We start from the raw sequence: 21,754 nt of genomic DNA on the forward strand, positions 1-21,754 counted from the left end.
CAGTTGCTTTGAAGCCAGCTAGTAACCTTTCTCTATACTATCCCTATAAGTGCTATCCCATTTCCAACCGTTTTTCTTCTAGTATATTAAAAGCAGAATTTGATACGAGGCTCTATATCAATCTATCAATAAATTACCACTCTGTAAATATCTGAATTTTCTTTATATTGAAGGTTATCTCCTAAACAACCTCGAATAATTGTAATACATATACATAAGGAGGTTGATCTATTTTGTTTCGTTCCTTTACAAATGGTTGCGTCGCCTTAGTGCAACGCTTCTTGCCAGAACCGTTTATTTTATCATGTTTACTAACTGTTTTCGTTATCTTCTTTGGTATGTTTGCGACTCACCAAACACCTGTAGAAATGATTAATCACTGGGGTAATGGAATTTGGGGACTCCTCGCCTTTTCTATGCAAATGGCACTTGTACTCGTGACTGGATCTGCTTTAGCAAATGCTCCTCTTATTAAAAAAGGATTAACGAAAGCTGCCAGACTACCAAAAACAACTGGACAAGGCATTATTGCCATTTCAATTGTAAGTTTACTCGGTGCATACATAAACTGGGGCTTTGGAATTGTTGTATCTGTTTTATACGCAAAAGAAGTGGCAAGGCAGCTGGACGGATTAGATTATAGACTAGCAATCGCCTCTTCTTACTCTGGATTTCTCATTTGGCATGCCGGTCTTTCTGCCTCTATTCCTCTTACGTTAGCAACAGGCGGTGAAACGTTAATTAAAACGACTGCTGGAAGTATTAAAGAGGCGATTCCAATAACAGAAACGTTATTCTCACCATACGCTCTCGTTCCAGTTATTATTTTTCTCATTACGATGCCTCTCATTAATAAAGCGATGCATCCAGATGAAAAACATACGATTACAGTAGATCCTAGCGTGTTCCATGAAGAAGCTGCTGCTCAAGAAGTAGAAAAAAATACGTTCGCTGAAAAGATGGAAAATAGCATTATTATTACACTTTGCGTTGGATTGTTAGGTCTCATTTATATTTTCAATTACTTTTATACGAAAGGTTTTAACCTTACTCTCGATATCGTGATTTTTATGTTATTAATTGCAGGTCTTATTTTCCACCGTACTCCGATTCAGTATATTCGTGCTTTTTCAGACTCTACGAAAAGTGCTTCTGGCATTTTACTTCAATTTCCGTTTTACGCAGGAATTATGGGCATGATGATTGGAGCAAATAGTGAAGGACTTTCACTTGGAGGAGCTATTTCTAATTTCTTTATTAGCATTTCAAATGAAACGACTTTTCCGCTCTTTACATTTTTAAGTGCTGGCATTGTTAACATTTTCGTTCCATCTGGCGGCGGTCAATGGGCTGTGCAAGCACCAATTATGATTCCAGCTGGCGCTGAACTTGGTGTACCTGCTGCAAAAACAGCAATGGCAATTGCATGGGGCGATGCTTGGACGAATTTAATTCAACCTTTCTGGGCATTACCAGCATTAGCGATAGCTGGTTTAGGAGCTCGTGACATTATGGGATTTTGTGTTGTGAACTTACTATATGCGGGTTTTATCATTAGTCTATGCTTCTTATTTTTTTAAACGAAAAGCTAGTTTTATACTAGCTTTTTTACACAATAAATCACTTATTTCCCATGAAATTTATAATCTTCTCCCACTCTAACTCCGTAAGATGTAATGACTCAAATGCAAAAAAATCTTCGCACACTTTTTCAATTAGATGTGGATTTTCCCTCAAAAAATTCCACTGTAATACTTTAGGAAGAAAATGCATTTCATATTCTTTACTTCCCCGTACTACCTGATCAACTTCTCTTTCACAAATTCCTCTTATTAAATAATCATTTCTTAACTCTATTTGAATTTGCTGAAATGTTTCGCTGCATTTTTTCAATTGAAGTAAACACGTAACATACTTCCGAAAAAGTTCGCCATCATACTGAACACAGTTTATAATACGATCGACTTCATTCATAATGCACGAGCCTTTTCTTCTATTTGTAATAACCATTTCTCACGCTTTGATACTTTACTCGTTTTCACAGATTGAAACACTGACCGTTTTATATCGCGAATGCCACAAAAACGTAAAATACCTCTCTTCATCATAATCCAATCTGCTGATCGATATAACAATGCGACGTACCATAGAGGCGAGTCTAACGTATTAATAACCCATGCTTTTTTCCCTTGCAATAATCCTTTCGGCAGAGCCCCTTCATATTTATAAGCAAATCCAGCTACGAAAATACGATCGATAAATCCTTTTAAAATTGCTGGCATCCCCCACCACCATATTGGATAGATGAATAGAAGTGTATCTGCTTCTTCTACTAACGTTCTATACCGAGCTGTTTCCTCTTCATTTACTAAATCGCGTCTTTTCTTCTCTTCATTAAATACGAGGACTGGATCAAATTGTTCTTTGTATAAATCAAGTACGGTCACTGAATGATTTGTTTCCTGTAGTCCTTTTTGCACATGATTGAAAATCGCCGCGTTAAAACTTGAAGGGTTAGGATGAGCATATATAATTAGTACGTTCACTACAAAACAACTCCCTCTATACGTTAAAGTTTCCCCTTCTTTAATAACTTCTCTACAATTTGTACGTTTTTCGAACTTTGCAACAATCGATTTAATAATATAAGTAACTCTTCTTTTTCTAAATCTTTCAGTTTCTCTTTAACTGCACTCTCACCAGCACCTTGAATATCATAAACAACTGCCACCATATGTTTACGGACACTCACAGTTACTTTCTGAAAAATCTTCGAGATCGATAACTACTTCATAATTTCCTGCATTTCCAGTAACGAAAGCAAACACTTTTTTATCTTGTATTTCAACATCTTCTACATGCCCATCTTCATAATATTCATATCCCTTATCTACAATGTACTTTGGGATCCATTTCGTTATATCTTTTAATAAGTAAGCGTACATAATTGTACCCCTTCCTTTAATTCCCTTTTGACTTCAAAAATCCTGCATGTTATTCTAATTACTGTTAAGTAGCAAGTCTACGTGACAAAACGACTGACACCTATTCGGCGAAGGTGTCTCTTTTCATTTGCAGCCGATATGAATTGCCTCTTTCAGGCACATTCAATTTTTGACACTACACACTCAACACCATTCCCTGTATCAGGCTGCTTTAGCAGTCTTTTACTCTACATACTCCGTTATTTTAAGAAAAAAAGAGAGCTTAGCTCCCTTTTCTCGCCTTATACAATACCCCTTTTTCAGCATAGAGATATTCATCAGCTAATGTAATTTTCCCATCCAGTTTTAGTTCGTCTAATAATCTTGATAAATAAAATTGATGCAACATCTTTTTCGTGAATTTTCCTTCATGATGCGAAACGATATGTTCTTGAATATCTAACAATGATATCGGCTTATCTTGCTCTATCATATATTCATAAACTGTACTACGCAGTTTTACGTATTTTTCGAGTGTCACAGTAATGCGCAACCCCTTTCTTCTTAATATAAATTTTCGTAATCGGTTTTTTTGCAATAAAAAAACCTCTCCGATAAGAAGAAGTTACGTATATATCTTCGTCTTATCTCCCAGAACAAATATGTTCTGCTGGAATTAGCACCTGCATCGCGGTTGCTGGGTTTCATCGGGCCAGTCCCTCCACCTCTCTGGATAAGAAAATATTCACTTAATTCTTACTATACGTAATTCCACTTTAATTGTCAAACAAATATAATAAATATAACAAATTATATTTTCTTCCTTACTGTTCATACTACCCATATACGAACATGCAAGGAGGATTATGAAATGCATCAAAATGCTCGCGGATATGTACAAGATTCTTTTCAATCATTACAAGAAGCTAAAAATTGTTTAGAAGAAGCGCTCGAAACAGTTGAAAAAGATTTTAATCGCGCTCGTATTGAACAATCACTTTATGCTGTTGAACAAGCTATTCAACGTTGCGAGTACACCGTTCACATTTTAGAAAAAGATTAAAAACTTCCCATCAATTGATGGGAAGTTTTTTCAAATGGCATACTTCATAATTATTGCCGTTATGATTAAAAAATATACAGAATTAGCAATTTCTAAAATTCCTACTTTTATAATAGAAATTTTTTTGCCATACAACACAATTGCTCGAAAGACACTTGGTATAAAAATAAGAGAACACCACGGATTAATCACAAATATGATTATCGTTAATACAATATGATATCCCCAAGATATAAGACGATACTTCGGATTATTTTTTTCACGAATCATCGTTTTCACATAGAACGTACTACCTAAAAAGTATAAAAATGAAATAAGCGCAATGAATAATGCTGTATGATCGATTTGCTTCATTGAAAAGGAATAACTAATTAACCCACCGATACAAAACACAATAATCGCACAAATATCATTTAATAGTGCTCTTTCATTTTTTTGACGAGCGTAATACATATTCACTATAAATAATGGAATCATTACTATTACGAATAAAAGAATTCGCCACTCATATAATAAAGAAATCATCCCAAATAGGAACGCAATAAGAAAATAAATAATGGCAACTTGTAAAAACTCTTTTTTTCGTCTTTGCTTTATGTACGTAAGAAATGGGTACGTAGCTAAATAGATAAAGAACCACGCTAAAAACAATGGAATATGATAAATAGTAGGTTTCCCAAGTATGACACTTAATAAAAAAGGAATAACAAGCATGGCCCATGCACCATGTTGCTTCGGAATAACTAACTTCATTAACTATACACCTCCCTTTTGAAAAAAGTTCTCACCTACAATTATACAAATAATTTTATATAATAGCGGATGCATATTGAATCGATTTTTTGACAAAAAAATGCTCCTTACATTATGTAAGAAGCATGAAAGAGGCAAACGAATATGTAAGTCGCGACCCTACCTTATATGAGTATGCTTTTCTATGTCACGTTATGCTCATCTAATATACCGTATTTCTTTTTAAATCTTGTAAGAATCGTAATCCATGAAGTACTAAATAGTAATAAGAAAATAACATTCGAAATCGCATGGCTCAAATCAAAGTAAAAACTTGCGATATAATACGAAATGACAGTTTCCCATGTTGCTTCTCGTATAAAACCGAGAAGGCCCCAGAAATTCATAATCCAGCCAAATAAAAAGCCAACAATTACTCCGTAAAGAAGTCTTCCCCATAGCTTTTTCATAAAAACTGTATTACGAAGTAAACCTGCTATAAAACCAATCATGCCCCACGAAAACATTTGCCACGGTGTCCATGGACCTTGTCCTAAAAAAATATTAGATACGATTGCTGCTGTAGCACCAATCATAAAACCAGTTTCACTTCCAAATACAATTGCAGAAACGATAATGACAAAAGAAGTTGGTTGTACACTTGGTAAAATAGAAAATGGCACCCGGCTTACTGCTGCAATTGCCGCTAATACAGCAACGAGAACAATTTCACGTGAAACAAACGCCTTTCTTTCAAAACGGATATAGAAAGGTAACATAATAACCGCTAATAGAAACAAACTACTTAACATGTAATAACCGTCCATGACAAGTGTCGTAAAGAGTAATGTGCCGATTATTACTGCAAAGATACATAATATGAATGCAACATATCGTTTGGACAAGCTTCGTACACATCCTCCCACGTTAATGCATATGGCAATTCTTTTCGAATGAATCGATTAATAGATGTTGTATAAAAGAAGTTGCCGCTAAAAAATTCTTTCGGTGCATCATTCATAATGACTGTTCCATCAAATAACATCATACATTGATCCACGTATTTCGCTGCAAACTCAATATCATGCGTTGCCATTACAATTGTTGTACCTTCTTTTTGCAGCTTCCTAAATAGTTCTCCTACTCTTTCTTTCTTCCATGGATCCAATCCCTTTGTCGGTTCATCAAGTAATAATATCGTTGGCTTTGATAATAACGTCGTACATAACGCAAGTAATTGTTGCTCTCCTCCGCTACAATCATGCGGATGGCGTTCTTTAAGCGAGTACAACCAAAACTGTTTTAGCGTATCTTCTGCTATTTCTTTTCCTTGTTCTCCATATAATTCACGCGCACGTTCATAAACCTCGTCCCATACTGTATCAAATGTAAAATGGTAATACGGATGCTGCGATACATACCCAATACTTTTAAACCGTTCTTTCGAATCAATTTTATGTATCACTTTTCCGTTCCACTTTACTTTTCCTCTTCTCGCTTTTTGTAATCCTGCTAAAATCGTTAACAGTGTAGACTTACCTGTACCGTTCTTCCCAACGAGCGCTACCCATTTTCCTTTTTCAATCGAAACTGATAAATCACGTAAAATAAGCGGACTATTTTTTTCATATTGGAACGAAATATGCTCTGCGCTTAAAATTACCTCTTGCTTTTCACTTTGTGCTATTGGGTCATTTACATATGATATCGCTGCAAAATCATTCATTTTCATTTGCGCCTCTCGCACTGTAAACGGAATATCTCTCACATTCCACTCTAAAAATAGCCTTGGAATTTGCGGAATAAATGGACGGAATGTTTCTACTCCCCACATATCCGTAATAACAATTTTAGGACTACCATCATACATAATACGGCCATTATCCATACAAACAACGCGTGTTGCAAGCGGGATAACTTCATCTAAACGATGTTCACTTAAAATAATCGTAATTCCAAGTTCTTCATTAATCCGTTTTAATAATCCTAAAAACTCTTTTGCAGCGATTGGATCTAACTGCGCTGTCGGTTCATCTAATAATAGCAATTTCGGCTGCATAACTAATACCGCAGCTAAATTGACAAGCTGCTTCTGCCCACCAGATAACGTATGAACAGATTGATGCAATAAATCTTGAAATCCTAAAAAGCTAATAAGCTCTGCTATTCTTTTTTGAATAATATGTGATGGTAATCCGATATTTTCTAAAGAAAATGCTAATTCTTGAATCACTGTATCCATAACAATCTGGTTTTCTGGGTTTTGAAATACCATCCCAATTTCTTGGGCAGATAACAAATCAGCTACTTCCTCTATTAAAACACCCTCATAAAATATTTCTCCAGAACGCGTACCAATTGGAAGTAACTCCTTTTTAAAATGTTTTAATAACGTCGTCTTCCCAGATCCCGATCCTCCAGCAAGTGCAATAAACTCACCTTTTTGAACAGAAAGAGAAATATGCTGTAACGCGTATTCGTTTTCATCAGCATATACAAATGATAAATTATTTATTTCTGCATGCGCCACCATATCCATTCCCTTCCTTCCATCATAATTGGTAAACTAATAAACAGTGTAAATAATACAAACATCATTCCATCGTATTGCTGGAATAAAATAGATTCGACTTTCGGATAAATAATCAATTTCCCTCCGCCATAATTACTACATACAATAGCAGCTATAAATAGAATGATTAAATAATTGAGCGTATACCAGTCACGCCTTTCCATTCTATAGCGAATATACGTCGTACGCTTCGTTACACCAAATCCACGAGCTTGCATAGAATCTGCCGTTTGCAGTGCATCTTCTAATGAACAAATTAATAATACTTGCAGCAATTGCATACCATTTTTGACGCGTTCTATTATCGAACCTGAATCTACCTGCACACCTTTCGTTTTTTGGACGAGTGTGATTTTCTGTAATCTTCTAATAAACAAAGGAACAAATCTCACTGTAATCATCGTTAACAATGCAACTTTCGGTGAAATTCTTGAAAACAAATATAAAAATTTATGACTGGAAATAATATCATTGTATGAGGCAAACGTAAACATAACTGCAACTAGTAATAACCCCATTACTATTCCAAACATAATCGCCTCAAGCTTAATGCGGCTATCACCTAACCAAAATAACGTAGTTCGACCTCTATGCGTTAATAACGAATTAAATAAAATTACCATAAAAAAGAAAACCATTGTGCTCGGTAGCATCTTTCTTATCTTTTCGCTATTTCCTTGCATCACATTTAACATAATAATTAATACTATTGCTCCAATTAAAAAAAGAGGATGAAGACACATCGTACATAGTATCATCACCCCGATATAATAGAAAAAATTCACAAAAGGATGTAAAGAAGAAAAACTTATTTTCATAGCCCTTTACCGAATGCCTTTCTTATTGTAATACGTATACCCACTCAATTGTATCTCCTGGTTTTACCGTAACTACACCAGCACTATGGTTTGGAAAAGCACCGTTCACACGATATTTCCATCCACTAGTATCCGCAATATCTTTTTCATATAAATCATTAATACCTTTTACATAAATACTATCTCTAGATCCGCTTGCATCAACATCTAATCCTGTACGTTGTAATACTTTATACACAGTATCGCCATCTTGTACATCCATCTTTTTCGCACCCATTATATATCCGTTATTTCCTTTTACCGAGATTGTTACTTGTTTTGCTTGCGGTTTAGGCGGTGGAACCGGATCTGATTTTCGTTGTTCAGAATTTGGAACGGTCGGAGTCGGTATCGTTTTCTCCGCTTTATTCGGATCAACTTTTTGCTCCTGCTTCGGTGTTTCTTTCGGCTGATTCACAACCTTTGCTTCTTCTTTTACTTCTGGTGCTTTCGGTTGTTGTTTCTCTTCTTGTACTTGTTGCTGCTCTGGTTGCTTATTTACAGCAGGTTGCTCTTTCGGTTGTTCCTGTTGTTTCTCTTCTTTCTTTACCTCTGGTTGTGCCTGCGGCTTTTCCTCTTTCGCCTTCTCTTCTACTTTTTGTTCTTGTTTCTCTTTCTGCTCTTCTTGCTGCTTTTGCTCTGATTCAGCTTGCTTTTCTTCTGTTTTTTCTTCCGGCTTCGCTTCATCTTTTTGTACTTCTTGTTTCGCTACCTCTTCTTGCTTCGGTTCTACCTTCTTCTCAGGCTTTACAGCTGCCTCTTCACATCCGGCAAGTAGCCCGAGCGAAAGCAGTAAAGAAATGAACCATTTCACCTTACTCATCCTATCTCTCACCTTTCATACGAAAATTAGGAGCAAATAATTGCTCCTAATTTTTTGTTAAGCTGCTTTACGTCTCCATAATACATATGCAGAAGCAATACATAATACGCCCATACCTACTTCTGTTGCTGCACTATGAGAAGATGCTCCTGTTTTTGGTAGACTGTTACCGTTTCCGATTTTTTTATTCTTAACCGGTTCGTTATCTACAACTACTTTTAGATTTTCATCTTTTGTTTCTTGTTGTACTTGTTTTTGTTCTTTCGGTTCTTCAATAACTTCTTTTTCTACTACATTATTTTCTGGTTCAACGACCTTTTCTGGCTCTTCAATCGGTTTTGGCTTAATTACATCACCAGCGTCTACATTAGACCAATCATAAATAGATTTTCCCATTTCCTTAAATTGAAGTAATGCTAAAAGAGCCTGTTCTGTAGCCATTCCGTTACCATTTTGATCACTTGGTAACCATTTAAATTCACCATTTGAAAGTTGATATGATAATAGGTTTTGCATTGCCTTATGAAGACGATTTTGATCTACATCTTTAACAAGCGATAATCCAATAATTGCTTGCGCAGTACTATTTGAATTTTCTTGTCCATCAGCTGAAAAACCGCCATTTTGCAGCTGTTCGTTATATAAATACGCAACAGCTTTTTGTATAGCTGGTTTCACATCTGATCGCTCTTGATAAGGAGCTAATGCTGATAAAACCATACCTGTTACATCAACACTACTAGCACTATCTTTACTACCTGAACTATTATAAGTCCATCCACCGTCTGTATGCTGATTATTTAACAGTGCTTCCACTAGAGCAACTCTGTTCCATTTTGATTCAACTGGAATCTCATACTTCTTCGTATCAAATGCAAGTAAAGCAAATGCATAACCTGTAACAGAATTCACTTTATCTGACTCATACAATTTTTGAACTAAATTATGTCCACCTACATTTTTAGGGTCTGCACTCATTGCATTCATCATAATAATTGTTCTAGCTAAATCTGTCGCTGAAAAACGATTAATGCGCTTTTCTACTTTTTCAGTTACTGACTTAACATAATTTAATTTTGCCTCAATTGGCACATTCTTTCCAGAACGAGAAAGCGCTACAGCTACCCAGTCACTTTCAATTCCATCTTGTAACATCTTATCTGATGTTTTAGAAATGGCTTCGTTTAATTGTGCGCTTGGATCTTGAATGTTCTCTTGCTTTGGTTGTTCTGGTTTTTCATCATTTGTTTTTGTACCATCTGGTTTTTCTTGTTTTGAACCATCCGTCTTTGGTTCTTCTGGTTTTTCTTGTTTTGGATCATCCGTCTTCGGTTCTTCTGGTTTTTCTTGTTTTGGATCATCCGTCTTTGGTTCTTCTGGTTTGCCACCGTTAGGTTCTTCTGTTTTACACGTCCCGAACTTATCTAACGTTTCTTTCAATGTTTCCTGGCTTATATTGCTCCAGTCTGAAACAAAGCGAAAGACAACAACATCTCCAGATTTTAATTTATAACTATCTGCTCCGACTTCTGCAGACTTATCATTTACATCATATAGCCAAGCACTTGTAGCCCCGGCCATTAAACCATCGATTCCTTTTACATATGTTCCAAACGACATCGTTTCAGATTCTACTTTGTCCCCCATGACCTTTTGCAGCAAACTTAAAGCTGTTTCCCCATCTTTAATTTGCTCTTCTTTCGGACATAACATAATGCCCTTTTGTGATTCCCCAATAATTGCAAGTTTTGCTGTATTTCCTTCAGCAAACGTAATATGTACTGTATTCGCAAAAGAAACAAATACAAGTGTCACTGCCATTAACGACGTAAGCAGCCACTTTTTCAACATTGCCATCCCAAAATTTCCTCCCTTACTACCATTTACACAAAAAAAGGCCCTTCAAGGGCGTGCGATTGACACTCTCTTTTTGTAAGTGTCGAACAAAAATGTACAACACCTCCTACCCGCATTATTCGCGGCTATATTTGTATAGGAAAAATAATTTTGTTTATGAACGTATCATTGTGATAACATTCACTTTTCTTGGCACAACTTACTTCCATTTAAGTTATCGTAAAACGATAAACCTATACATTCTGTAAATTTTAAATTTCTGTATTATTTTACTATTGACAAAGAATTTTGTCCATGCTTTATCGGATTTATTTTCTAAGAATAATAACTTATTAACTCTTAACGATGTAAACTCTTTTCACTAATAATGACGCCATCTTCATCCGCATAGACATATTCATTTGGATTCCAATCCACTTGTCCAAAGTGCAATGAAATATTTCGTTCTCCTTTTCCTTCTTTCACACTTCTATTTGGCATCGTTCCTAACGCTAAAATACCAATATTAATATTCTTTAGTTCACTAGAATCACGAACATACCCATTCACAATAATTCCTGCTAGCTTTCTTTCTTCCGCAATAGCTGCCAAATTATCACCAAGTAACGCACAATTCGTAGACGCTCCGCCATCAACAACTAATACTGTTCCTTCTGGTAATGTTTGCAATCCTTCCTTCACTAGTACATTATCATCTTTCACTTTTACAGTTGCAATTTTCCCGTGGAATTGTTCTTTCTTCCCAAAAGACCGAAAAGACTGGCGACATATTTGTAATTCCTTTTCAAATTCATCACATAGATCAGTAGTTTTCCACATCTTGTTCCCTCTTTTCCTTTTTCTTTCTACATAACATATTCTTGGCTTATTATCGTTTCCCTGTCTAATATTGCAATAATTTGTACGTGCGGGAAAAGGATACAAAAACTATTGCCTTAAGAAGCTACCTTTATTATAATCTATTTCACAGATTAAATTCAGAATATTAAAAATTAACCAAGTGAAGAAGGAGGGATTTTATGCAAATACAAACTGAGGCAAAAAAACAACCTAGTAAACCAAAGTTTAAAATGCCTGATGCGTACGTACTGCTATTTTTTATTGCCTTACTTTGCGCCATTGCTACTTATTTCGTTCCTGCTGGAGAATTTAAAAGGGTTACAAACGGGACCGTTACAACGACAATACCAGGTAGCTACCATTCTGTTCCGCAATCACCTGTAGGATTTGTTTCTTTTTTTACCGCTATTGAAAAAGGAATGACACTTGCTGCTCCTATTATCTTTCTAATTTTATTTACAGGTGGAGCCATTGCAATTCTTGAAAAGACAGGTGCCCTTGACGGTTTAATCTATCATGTTATTAACAAATTTCGTAATCAGCAATTACTTTTCATATGTATTGTCGCCGCACTCTTTTCCATTCTCGGAACGACTGGCATTATCGTTAACTCAGTTATCGGCTTTATCCCTATCGGCATCATCGTTGCCCGCACATTAAAATGGGACGCTATCGTTGGCGTAGCAATTATTTATTTAGGCACTTATGCTGGTTTTAATGCTACTATTTTATCCCCCTCACCTTTAGGCATTTCACAAAAGATCGCAGAACTTCCGATGTTTTCGGGAATTGGTTTACGCACAGCAATTTATATATCTTTTTTACTTGCTACCATTCTATATATAAATTGGTATGTAAAGCGCTTGAAAAAATCGAATAAAGGAAGCATCCTTGGCGACAACTGGTTTCCAAGTAACGCTCTTTCAAGCGAAAAAGAAGCAGAGAAAAAGGAAGTTCCTTGGACGATACGTCATAAATTAATTTTACTCGTTTCAGCTTTATCATTAATTGCATTTTTAATAGGCGCTTTTCGTCTGCATTGGACGGACGCAGAAATGACCGCTACTTTTATTTTCATAGCAATTACAGCCGGAATAATAGGTGGCATGAAAGCAAACGATATCGCTTCTACTTTTCTAACTGGCTGCCAAAACCTTATCTATGGTGCTTTAATTGTCGGAATGGCTCGCTGTATTTCAGTCATTTTAGAACAAGGCAAATTACTTGATACTATCGTTAACCAGTTCGCACAGTCTCTTGAAGGACAAAGCCCTGTATTTGGCGTTATCGGTATGTACGTAAGTAGTGCTGCATTACATTTCCTTATTTCATCCGGGACAGGAGAATCGGTTATTTTTATTCCGATATTAGCTCCATTAGCTGATTTCATGCACATTACACGCCAAGTTACAGTACAGGCTGTTATGCTCGGAGAAGGTGTAGTAAACTGCTTAAATCCAACTTCCGGTGTTTTAATGGGCGTTCTCGCAGCAAGCGGGATTTCTTATGGAAAATGGATTCGTTTCATGGCTCCACTTGCACTCATTTGGTTTATCATTGGACTTGTTTTTCTTATTGTTGGGGTGAATATTGAGTGGGGACCTTACTAAATACTTAACTAGATAAATAAGTACTATCGTTCCATATAAATATCTATTCTATTTCCCTCACTAGTCCTATAAAAATCATTTATTCTAGTAAAAATATAAGAAGGGATTGATCATAATGATCAATCCCTTTTATCAAAATATAATACCTTTAAAAATCTTAGTTCCAGATTTTATTTACCCATTCTGGATGATCAATAAAAGGATTGCGGTTATGTTGATATTTTGTAAAAATCACTTCATTACGCTTTCGCTCTAAATCATCGACCGGGTCTTGTTCATTCCATTTTAATAAAACAGATAGTTTCCCCATGTATGGATCTTTATTGTTATTCACTTTTTCATTTAGTTCTAAATCTATTTCGCCGTTGTCCCCCTCGTAACGAACAGCCATATAAAACAGCATTCTAGCAATATCTCCTTTTACACTATCACGAGGTTCCCAAGAATCACTATCATATTTACATTCTGTCGCTTCAGAATGATTTACACCACCGTTATCAAAATCTAGATTTCCACGTGAACTATTTACAGATACATCCGTCGCTCTTAAATGATGTAGATCTGTTCCAGGTCCTGCAGTCGTTCCAAAGTCACCGTGAGATTTTGCCCAAACATGCTCTCGGTTCCAGTTATTTACTCCTGATCCATTCGTAAGTTTCCCTTGCGAACGACCAGTATATAAGAGTATCACATTATTTTTATTATTTGGATCTTCATCAGTATCTCTTAACGCTTCCCAAACCGCACTGTATGATAACTTTGTATGATTATCAATAATATTATGCAGTTCCTTCTTTAATTCTAACCCCGTTTTTCCTATTGCGTTATTATAATATGTATCGTCATAATTTTTTACAATAATCTCCTGTGCTGATGCAGGAACCACTTCACCGTGTATAGTATCTGTGAATGATAGAGATGCAGAACCTAAAATAAAAAATGAAGATAGTGTAACCATAGCGATCTTTGTATTTCGAAACTTCATATACCCATTCCCCTTTAAAATATAATTTAAAGCTATTAACTAAAAAGTGCTTTCTAACCCCCGAAACCTTTTAGAAACCCATACCCCTTTTCTGTTTATTTAATACAAGACTCTATCCAGTCTGTATCACTTCTAAACTTTTTGTTTATTCACATTCCAAACAATTTCACTTTTTACAAGGAATATCCTTTTCTTATAAAGATTATTAACATATTCTTTACAACTAAAAAGTAGTTTAATATTAACTTATAAATTTAAATTTATTTATGCAATAATGCATATTTGATAAATACTTTAAAAAACAGTTTGAATAAAATGCATTCAAAGAAAACCGTGCCACAAAACAGATACGGTCTAAGACAGAAATAATAAAAATTAAGATGATAGCTCGACTTTTCCCTTTTCCATAACTATCTTTATTTTTGTGTAAAACCTTTCTTTCTCTGAATAATACGTACAAAAATAGATTGGATACCATGTAGGCACCAATCTATTTTAATTAAAGAAACTGTGTCAATTCTGAGTTCACAACACGTTGTGCAGTAATAATAACATTTTCAGCTGTTAGTCCATAAACACTATATAGTCCACCAGGTTGATTAGGAACAATTTGAACTTCATATTCAAATGCTTGTCCAAGAGCAGGATGAACTAAACTTAGAGTTGCAAAAGTAGAAGCATTAGAATTCACATTGAAGTTTACCTGTTCAATTAATACTAATGAACCGTCAAGTCTAAAAACTCTAGCTACTCCAGTAAGTGGGCCCGCAGTACGGTTAAGGATCTTCACCCTAACTTTATTTGCATTAGCAGGTTGATTTCCTACGTTTTCAATTGGTCCTGTAGTAAGAGCCATATAACATCACCTCCATTATATTATTATGATATTCAACGATAAACATTAATGTTATAGTCTAATTACCCAATTTACTTAAAATAAAAAGAAGCTCCAAATTCTATTATATTTAGGTCATAGATATTAAACTTAATAAAATCAAAGGCAGGAACATATTTGATATGTTCCTGCCTTTTTATTGTGAGATACCGATAAATAGCCCTCTAGCTAAGATTTTAAAGTGCTACAAAATCAAAAATTTTATCTCACCAAAGTTTTCTATGAGAATCCAGTGAACAGCTTATTTACATAATTTTTGTTCTCAGAAGTTGATCTTGTAGCGCTCTTTCTCGTAATTCACTATGTTTTCCAAAGAAAATAGTGAAAAACAGGGCGGTGAATACATTTACAAAATGACAAAACTGTAAGAATACACGAATGTTTGTAAGAAAGTTCGATGTTTTCTTTTTCCTTTTTTTATTATAGTGAAAAAGAAGAACAAAATATTCTCTTATGTAGGAAAGGAAGATAATAATGATCGATCTATTAAATAAATGGATGTTAGAAAGTACAGCCAATTTTAATATCGTTGTAGGACTTACAGCACTTCTATTTTTTGGTTCAGTAATTGCACTTATTATTATTTACAAAAAAATTGGTAAACCGGTTGAAAGAACAAATGCTATTTATTTAAAAATTACTTCTCGTATGTTTACTACTCAAATTCTAATGAATGCTATATTTATTTCTTTAGTTGGTAAAGATATTGAGAATTTTCGTCAAATCTTTATATTATTTGAAGCTTTTGTATTCTTTATTGGAGCTATTTATTCGTTTAAATTATATAGACAGGAGTACAAATGATTCACTTATAAGAAACAATAAAAAACAGTAGTGATTTTACATTACTGTTTTTTATTGTTCATTTTTAATTGTAAACTTTTCATTTTTAGTTAACTGTATATTCTATACATATGAGGTTAACATAACCCATCATTAGCGTTAGCGAGGAAAAAGGACAACCCTGCTCTCACAAGTGAACCCTTTTTTAGTTCTATGAATCTATACATATTATATACATTCCTATCCTAACGTGGTTTTAGTGCTCTTGTTTGTTACTGGATTAGCCAAAAAACTGTATAAAATCTTGCATACTATTAGCGTGTTTTTTCAAAAATACTGGCATCCCCCAATTGGTGCTTTCTTATGGATATTGCTTGACTCCTCATTAAACACTCTCCGGTTCTTTGTCTATCTTTAGGAATAAACCCTGCTTGTTTATTTCAAGTTCTTGCATCGAGGTTTTACCTTCTCCCAAAGCCAAACAAACAATTCAGATTACATGCCTATATCAAACTAAACATTCAATCTTTATCCAGTTTGTAAATAAAAAAGGACAATCAGCCCTCACCAATCGGGCTTTTACGGGCAGTTGATCCCCACCTAATTTCTTTGCTTCCGCCGAAATTTGAGATGAGGGTCTTACTGCCCGGCAAATAGCGGGATAAAACTAGAACTTCTTTTCCTATGTATATTTACTTCGTTACCTCTCCAAACTGCGCTCTCGTCACTTTCGCCAAGTCATCTACTTTAAGCTCAATTTGTATACCAATTTTCCCGCCACTTACTATCATCGTTTCAAGTGATTGGGCACTTTCATCAATACATGTAGAAAATAACTTCTTCATTCCGACTGGTGAACAACCACCGCGAATATATCCTGACACTTTCGTAATATCTTTAACAGGAATCATTTCAATTTTCTTTTCACTTACTGCTTTTGCGGCAGCTTTTAAATTTAGTTCCTCATCTACCGGAATAATAAACACATGATAATTTTTACTATTCCCTTGAGCGATTAACGTTTTATATACTTCTCTCACTTCTCGTCCAATTTTCTCGGCTACTGATACGCCATCAATTTTCCCATCGTCTGGATCATATGACATCATCGAATATTCAATTTTTTCTTTATCTAATATTCGCATCGCATTTGTTTTATCTTTTTTCATAGTGATCTCCTTAAAAGGTTATTTCATATTATTAAGTTTTATTATACACCCTTTTCCATTTCTCCTACATAACTTCACGTATATTTCAAAACTAAAAATATTGATAATTCAAAAATCATCTGATATAATTTGGAAAAACTTACGTTAAGGAGAGATTTGCAATGCTAAATTTTAATACTTCTTTCCAACTTCATCATCAAACGTAACGCCGTGTATCCGAAGAAAAATTTTTCTTCGTGGGTACAGGGCTTTTCCTGTTGACCCACGAAGCGTTCATAAAGCTATGTGGGTATTTTTATACCTGCATAGCTTTTTTTAATTTGAAAAAGGAGTGATTATGATGGAAATGAGAAATGTAAAAGGAACGAAAGACTATTTACCAGAGGAGCAAGTGCTGCGGAATAAAATTAAAAGAGCATGTGAGGATACGTTTGAACGTTATGGCTGTAAACCGTTAGAGACACCAACGTTAAATATGTATGAGCTTATGTCATACAAGTACGGCGGTGGCGATGAAATATTAAAAGAAATATATACACTTCAGGATCAAGGAAAACGTGAGCTCGCCTTACGATACGATTTAACTATTCCATTCGCAAAGGTTGTGGCAATGAATCCGAACCTCCGCCTCCCTTTTAAACGTTATGAGATTGGGAAAGTATTTCGAGATGGGCCAATTAAACAAGGAAGATTTCGTGAATTTATACAATGCGACGTTGATATCGTCGGTGTTGAGTCTGTCATGGCAGAAGCTGAACTTATGGCTATGGCGTTTGAGCTGTTCCGAACGTTAAACTTAGAGATAACGATCCAATATAATAACCGAAAATTGTTAAATGGTATTCTTCAGGCCATTAACATCCCTACTGAGTTAACAAGTGACGTCATTTTATCATTAGATAAAATCGAAAAGATTGGGATTGATGGTGTACGAAAAGATGTATTAGAGCGCGGAATTTCTGAAGAAATGGCTGATACGATATGTAATACCGTATTATCTTGTCTAAAGCTTACTATCGCTGACTTTAAAGAAGCTTTCAATAATCCACTCGTTGCCGATGGAGTAAACGAACTACAACAATTACAGCAATATTTAATCGCCCTTGGAATAAATGAAAATACGATATTCAACCCGTTTTTAGCGCGAGGACTCACAATGTATACAGGTACTGTATATGAAATCTTTTTAAAAGATAGATCGATTACATCTAGCATCGGTAGCGGCGGCCGTTACGATAACATTATCGGAGCATTCCGTGGTGATAATATGAACTATCCAACAGTCGGTATTTCATTCGGTTTAGACGTTATTTATACAGCACTATCGCAGAAAGAAACAATCTCATCTACAGCGGATCTATTTATCATCCCACTCGGGACAGAGTTACAATGCTTACCAATTGCCCAGCAATTACGTTCTACCACTTCCTTAAAAGTCGAACTAGAACTAGCAGGACGCAAATTAAAACGTGCCCTTAATTATGCCAATAAAGAGAATATCCCTTATGTGCTTATTATTGGGGAAAACGAACTTAGTACAAACACTGTTGTGTTGCGGAATATGAAGGAAGGTAGTGAGGTGAAGGTTCCGATTTCTTCTTTAAGTAATTATTTATAATACGAACCACCCTCGTTTGGGTGGTTTTTCTATTTTATAGATACCTAACAATTAGTTTACATAAAATTATTATAATCTATTAAAAATACAAATAAACAATATCCAATTATCTATTATTTTTGGTAATATATAGATACGAATTGTTTTAGGAGGATTAACTTTGAAAACCTACATTCAAGCACTAAAGTGGACTACAGGGATCTATCATCTTTTATTACTTCCTTGTTATTATGTATTTCCAAGTCTTGTTAACCTATATGGGTTACCTTTACTACTATTGATTGTTTTACATATCAATACTATTTTATTAGCTAAAAAAGAAGGCATGAATACGTACCCTCATTATATCGGTATTATCGTTACTCTAGTTGCCTTCTTTCCTTATATAGACATCTTTCTACATATGATAGCAGCCATTTTCCTTTTATTAGATGCTGCTTCTACGAATGCAAAAGAAGTGTATGATTCATAGATGGATAAAATGAAACTTTCATCCATTGAGTTTTGAAATAGGTCAGCAAAAAGGGTTTACTTTTTAAGTAAACCTTTTTTCATTTTTAATTACTGTCCTTACTCCAGAATAATAAAAGAATATTCTGTTTAATTTTTATAAATTTCTAAATATTTATAATACATTCGAATTAACATACATTTTAGTTATGTAAAAAATCTAAGTTTTAAGGAGATGAATCCATGCTTAAAAAGTTGGTAGCAGGTGCATTATTAACTGTTTCGTCGTTAACTGGAGGAATGGGATTAGTATCAGCTAGTACCGAAAAAGATTATACGATTTCCTCTTTCGAATATGTAACTGTAGATGAAAAGACTGTTGATTCGTTTAACAAATTGAGTGCTCCATCAAAGGAAGACGTAAAAATAACGTTAGTTCTACCGAAACAAAATCAAAATGGAGACTGGTTATCTTATGGATTTTCGAGCAAAGAAAGTTTAGAGTCTTTTATTGAAAAAGATAAACAAAGGTTGAATAATTCAATCACTCCCCTTGGTGTTGGAGGAAGCGGACCTGGTAGTACAGACTTCTATAAACTCACAAATCAAGGTAGCGAGTATTTTTCTCTAAGTAGCGGTTATAAAAACTTGTCTGCTAGTTGGCAAAATCAAATTGTTTCTGTACGTGCAGCAGCTCCTACTGCTAGCTATTCAACAACACTATGGGAACGTACTTCAACTGACGGATATGGAAAAGGTGTTGTTTTTAAACATGCTGATTGGTATGGTCAAACTGCAAACTTAAATAACTTTCCAACTTCAGCAGTTGAAGTTAAAAAGTAAAAATATAGAAATAAAAGGTGTTTTCACGTATGGAAACACCTTTTATTTCTACAACTATTTCACATATCTCATCTATACCAATTTCAACTCTTAATTATTATTTTTCGTATTCCTACTCTCCAAAACCTTCTCCATATTATGAGTTGCCCATTCCATCATTAATAGAATCACTGGACGTAGTGATTCACCAAGCTCAGTTAATGAATATTCTACTTTTGGCGGCACTTCACGGTATACTTCGCGATGTATGATGCCATCTGCTTCAAGTTCTCTCAGCTGCAGTGTTAACATTCTTTGTGTGATATTTGGTTTTAATCTTTTTAATTCATTAAACCGCTTTGTACCATCTAATAAATGATACAAAATTACCCCTTTCCATTTCCCTCCAATCACCTCAACCATAGCTTCAACTGGACAAGAATATTTATTTAAAAATGGGTAATTTATATTATTTTCGTTTGGACAATCCATAATAAATCCCTTCCCTTAACATTAGTATCTTTTTTGATACTATACCACATAAATGTGCGTACTTGTATCTATGTTACTTTAAAAATATAATTTACTTACAAAAATAAATTCATGAAAAGAGGAACTTTTATGACAAATACAAACGAAATTACAAAAGAAAAGATTATGGAGGCTTTTCATTTCAGACATGCATGTAAAGAATTCGATCCTATGCACAAAATTTCAGAAGAGGATTTCAAATTCATTTTAGAAACAGGCAGATTATCTCCTTCTTCTTTTGGATATGAGCCTTGGAAATTTATTGTCGTACAAAATAAAGAATTAAGAGAAAAACTACAACCGTATTCATGGGGCGCTGGTGGGCAACTTGCAACAGCTAGTCATTTTGTTATTGTTCTTTCAAGAAACATTAAAGATATGCATTATGATGCAGAGTATATTAAATATATGATGAACGATATTATTGGATTGCCTGAAGACACTCAAAAAATTAGATATGAATTCTTCAAAAAGTTCCAGGAAACAGATTTTAACTTATTACAATCCGATCGTGCTGTATTTGATTGGGCATCTAAACAAACTTATATTGCTTTAGGTAATATGATGACGAGCGCAGCTCAAATCGGTATTGATTCTTGTCCAATAGAAGGATTTGATAAAGAGGAAGTAGATTCTTTACTTCGTCAAGAAGGCATTATACAAGACGATAACTTTGAAGTATCAGTTATGGTTGCCTTTGGTTACCGTAAAGAAGAGCCAAAGCGTGATAAAACAAGACAGACTATGGATACAATTGTTGAATGGATTAAGTAATATAGCACAGACAAATAATGCTCCTAATAGCTGTATACTCATACTAAAGAAGAATGAATTGTTTTCTTACGTATGAATTTGGTTTTTCATGGAAAGATATGTTAGTATGTATACAGTTTGAGTGCTCTATTTTTTAGAGTCGAACAGGAGGAGAATGAATATGTCTGATATTGAAGTTGGCGAAGTGTTTACTCTTAGTGATGAGAATAACAAAGAGCAAGAAGTAGAAGTACTTGGAGCGATGGATGTCGAAGGTGCAGAATATATTGCAGTTGCCTTTGTTGAAGATATCCAAACAGAAACTGAGGAAGACATTGATATTTTCTTTTTAAAAGTAGAAGAAGATAATGAGTTTTCATACATTGAAAATGATGAAGAGTTTGATAAAGTATCTGCTGCGTTTGAAAAGATTTTGGATGAGCAAGAGCAAGAATAGTATGAATGAAAAA

23 protein-coding genes, 2 pseudogenes and 1 riboswitch are annotated in these 21,754 nt (G+C 34.7%); of the genes and pseudogenes, 9 read left to right on the top strand and 16 right to left on the bottom strand.

The genetic code is table 11. The features are described from left to right. Positions 1–233: 233 nt before the first annotated feature. The gene (locus ACTL4X_RS16310) at positions 234–1,580 is read left to right on the top strand and encodes a short-chain fatty acid transporter (RefSeq protein WP_086401353.1); all 1,347 of its coding nucleotides are present in this window, start codon (positions 234–236) and stop codon (positions 1,578–1,580) included. Between the two features lie 40 nt (positions 1,581–1,620). Here ACTL4X_RS16310 and ACTL4X_RS16315 read toward each other — a convergent pair whose 3' ends face one another. The 4 genes and pseudogenes from ACTL4X_RS16315 to ACTL4X_RS16330 form a co-directional block, all read right to left on the bottom strand. Continuing rightward, positions 1,621–1,974, bottom strand: a complete 354-nt coding sequence (locus tag ACTL4X_RS16315; RefSeq protein WP_001006475.1) for a hypothetical protein — start codon at positions 1,972–1,974, stop codon at positions 1,621–1,623. Further along, positions 1,971–2,546: an NAD(P)H-dependent oxidoreductase gene (locus tag ACTL4X_RS16320; RefSeq protein ID WP_001101572.1), complete on the bottom strand. Its 576-nt coding sequence runs from the start codon at positions 2,544–2,546 to the stop codon at positions 1,971–1,973. Before ACTL4X_RS16320 ends, ACTL4X_RS16315 begins: the two co-directional genes overlap by 4 nt. A gap of 23 nt (positions 2,547–2,569) precedes the next feature. Beyond that, positions 2,570–2,945 (bottom strand): annotated as a pseudogene (locus tag ACTL4X_RS16325) (SWIM zinc finger family protein). A 262-nt stretch (positions 2,946–3,207) separates the two neighbouring features. After that, on the bottom strand, positions 3,208–3,465 hold the full coding sequence (locus tag ACTL4X_RS16330) for a hypothetical protein (protein ID WP_000171476.1): 258 nt from the start codon (positions 3,463–3,465) through the stop codon (positions 3,208–3,210). A gap of 100 nt (positions 3,466–3,565) precedes the next feature. Then, a riboswitch (SAM riboswitch) is annotated at positions 3,566–3,664 on the bottom strand. A 131-nt stretch (positions 3,665–3,795) separates the two neighbouring features. Here ACTL4X_RS16330 and ACTL4X_RS16335 point away from each other — a divergent pair. Then, positions 3,796–3,987, top strand: a complete 192-nt coding sequence (locus ACTL4X_RS16335) for a hypothetical protein (RefSeq protein WP_000554032.1) — start codon at positions 3,796–3,798, stop codon at positions 3,985–3,987. Between the two features lie 30 nt (positions 3,988–4,017). Here the strand turns inward: ACTL4X_RS16335 and ACTL4X_RS16340 are convergent, their stop codons facing one another. The 7 genes from ACTL4X_RS16340 to rraA form a co-directional block, all read right to left on the bottom strand. Further along, entirely contained in the window at positions 4,018–4,740 is a 723-nt protein-coding gene (locus ACTL4X_RS16340; protein WP_000779985.1) for a YwiC-like family protein, read from the bottom strand. A gap of 182 nt (positions 4,741–4,922) precedes the next feature. After that, positions 4,923–5,624: an ECF transporter S component gene (locus ACTL4X_RS16345; protein WP_441394925.1), complete on the bottom strand. Its 702-nt coding sequence runs from the start codon at positions 5,622–5,624 to the stop codon at positions 4,923–4,925. Next, entirely contained in the window at positions 5,579–7,258 is a 1,680-nt protein-coding gene (locus ACTL4X_RS16350) for an ABC transporter ATP-binding protein (protein ID WP_441394926.1), read from the bottom strand. The genes ACTL4X_RS16345 and ACTL4X_RS16350 overlap by 46 nt, the downstream gene beginning before the upstream one ends. Continuing rightward, on the bottom strand, positions 7,231–8,109 hold the full coding sequence (locus ACTL4X_RS16355; protein ID WP_086401355.1) for an energy-coupling factor transporter transmembrane component T: 879 nt from the start codon (positions 8,107–8,109) through the stop codon (positions 7,231–7,233). The genes ACTL4X_RS16350 and ACTL4X_RS16355 overlap by 28 nt, the downstream gene beginning before the upstream one ends. 22 nt (positions 8,110–8,131) lie before the next feature. After that, positions 8,132–8,971: a DUF4430 domain-containing protein gene (locus ACTL4X_RS16360; RefSeq protein ID WP_086401356.1), complete on the bottom strand. Its 840-nt coding sequence runs from the start codon at positions 8,969–8,971 to the stop codon at positions 8,132–8,134. Between the two features lie 57 nt (positions 8,972–9,028). After that, positions 9,029–10,828: a DUF4430 domain-containing protein gene (locus tag ACTL4X_RS16365; RefSeq protein WP_086401357.1), complete on the bottom strand. Its 1,800-nt coding sequence runs from the start codon at positions 10,826–10,828 to the stop codon at positions 9,029–9,031. 339 nt (positions 10,829–11,167) lie between these two features. Further along, a complete protein-coding gene (rraA, locus tag ACTL4X_RS16370; protein WP_000266037.1) occupies positions 11,168–11,647 on the bottom strand; it encodes a ribonuclease E activity regulator RraA in 480 nt (159 codons plus the stop codon). 200 nt (positions 11,648–11,847) lie between these two features. Between rraA and ACTL4X_RS16375 the strand changes: the two genes are divergently transcribed. Continuing rightward, positions 11,848–13,278 carry a YfcC family protein gene (locus ACTL4X_RS16375; protein ID WP_086401359.1) on the top strand — a complete coding sequence of 477 codons (1,431 nt, stop codon included), beginning with the start codon at positions 11,848–11,850 and terminating at the stop codon, positions 13,276–13,278. A gap of 157 nt (positions 13,279–13,435) precedes the next feature. Here ACTL4X_RS16375 and ACTL4X_RS16380 read toward each other — a convergent pair whose 3' ends face one another. From ACTL4X_RS16380 to ACTL4X_RS16390, 3 genes and pseudogenes are all read right to left on the bottom strand, one after another. Further along, a complete protein-coding gene (locus tag ACTL4X_RS16380; protein WP_000672193.1) occupies positions 13,436–14,263 on the bottom strand; it encodes an endonuclease I family protein in 828 nt (275 codons plus the stop codon). Positions 14,264–14,762: 499 nt separating this feature from the next. After that, entirely contained in the window at positions 14,763–15,119 is a 357-nt protein-coding gene (locus ACTL4X_RS16385) for a hypothetical protein (protein WP_001229415.1), read from the bottom strand. A gap of 287 nt (positions 15,120–15,406) precedes the next feature. After that, positions 15,407–15,493 (bottom strand): annotated as a pseudogene (locus ACTL4X_RS16390) (transposase); the annotation flags it as partial. Positions 15,494–15,632: 139 nt separating this feature from the next. On the opposite strand from ACTL4X_RS16390, the gene ACTL4X_RS16395 reads away from it, so the two are divergent. Then, a complete protein-coding gene (locus ACTL4X_RS16395; protein ID WP_000566268.1) occupies positions 15,633–15,962 on the top strand; it encodes a hypothetical protein in 330 nt (109 codons plus the stop codon). Positions 15,963–16,633: 671 nt separating this feature from the next. Here the strand turns inward: ACTL4X_RS16395 and ybaK are convergent. Beyond that, positions 16,634–17,110 carry a Cys-tRNA(Pro) deacylase gene (gene ybaK, locus ACTL4X_RS16400; RefSeq protein ID WP_000710860.1) on the bottom strand — a complete coding sequence of 159 codons (477 nt, stop codon included), beginning with the start codon at positions 17,108–17,110 and terminating at the stop codon, positions 16,634–16,636. A gap of 337 nt (positions 17,111–17,447) precedes the next feature. On the opposite strand from ybaK, the gene ACTL4X_RS16405 reads away from it, so the two are divergent. The 3 genes from ACTL4X_RS16405 (at position 17,448) to ACTL4X_RS16415 (ending at position 20,021) form a co-directional block, all read left to right on the top strand. Then, the gene (locus ACTL4X_RS16405) at positions 17,448–18,728 is read left to right on the top strand and encodes a histidine--tRNA ligase (protein ID WP_324256799.1); all 1,281 of its coding nucleotides are present in this window, start codon (positions 17,448–17,450) and stop codon (positions 18,726–18,728) included. A gap of 160 nt (positions 18,729–18,888) precedes the next feature. Then, a complete protein-coding gene (locus ACTL4X_RS16410) occupies positions 18,889–19,200 on the top strand; it encodes a hypothetical protein (RefSeq protein WP_000860725.1) in 312 nt (103 codons plus the stop codon). A gap of 221 nt (positions 19,201–19,421) precedes the next feature. After that, on the top strand, positions 19,422–20,021 hold the full coding sequence (locus ACTL4X_RS16415) for a hypothetical protein (protein WP_000914426.1): 600 nt from the start codon (positions 19,422–19,424) through the stop codon (positions 20,019–20,021). Between the two features lie 90 nt (positions 20,022–20,111). Here ACTL4X_RS16415 and ACTL4X_RS16420 read toward each other — a convergent pair whose 3' ends face one another. Beyond that, positions 20,112–20,492, bottom strand: a complete 381-nt coding sequence (locus ACTL4X_RS16420; protein ID WP_000340580.1) for a winged helix-turn-helix transcriptional regulator — start codon at positions 20,490–20,492, stop codon at positions 20,112–20,114. Between the two features lie 129 nt (positions 20,493–20,621). On the opposite strand from ACTL4X_RS16420, the gene ACTL4X_RS16425 reads away from it, so the two are divergent. Next, positions 20,622–21,305: an NAD(P)H-dependent oxidoreductase gene (locus ACTL4X_RS16425; RefSeq protein ID WP_000185713.1), complete on the top strand. Its 684-nt coding sequence runs from the start codon at positions 20,622–20,624 to the stop codon at positions 21,303–21,305. Positions 21,306–21,459: 154 nt separating this feature from the next. After that, entirely contained in the window at positions 21,460–21,741 is a 282-nt protein-coding gene (locus tag ACTL4X_RS16430) for a DUF1292 domain-containing protein (RefSeq protein WP_142243893.1), read from the top strand. The last annotated feature ends 13 nt before the right edge of the window (positions 21,742–21,754 follow it).

The organism is Bacillus sp. RE35, assembly GCF_052146655.1.
In the GTDB taxonomy this organism is placed as follows: Bacteria; Bacillota; Bacilli; order Bacillales; family Bacillaceae_G; genus Bacillus_A; species Bacillus_A cereus.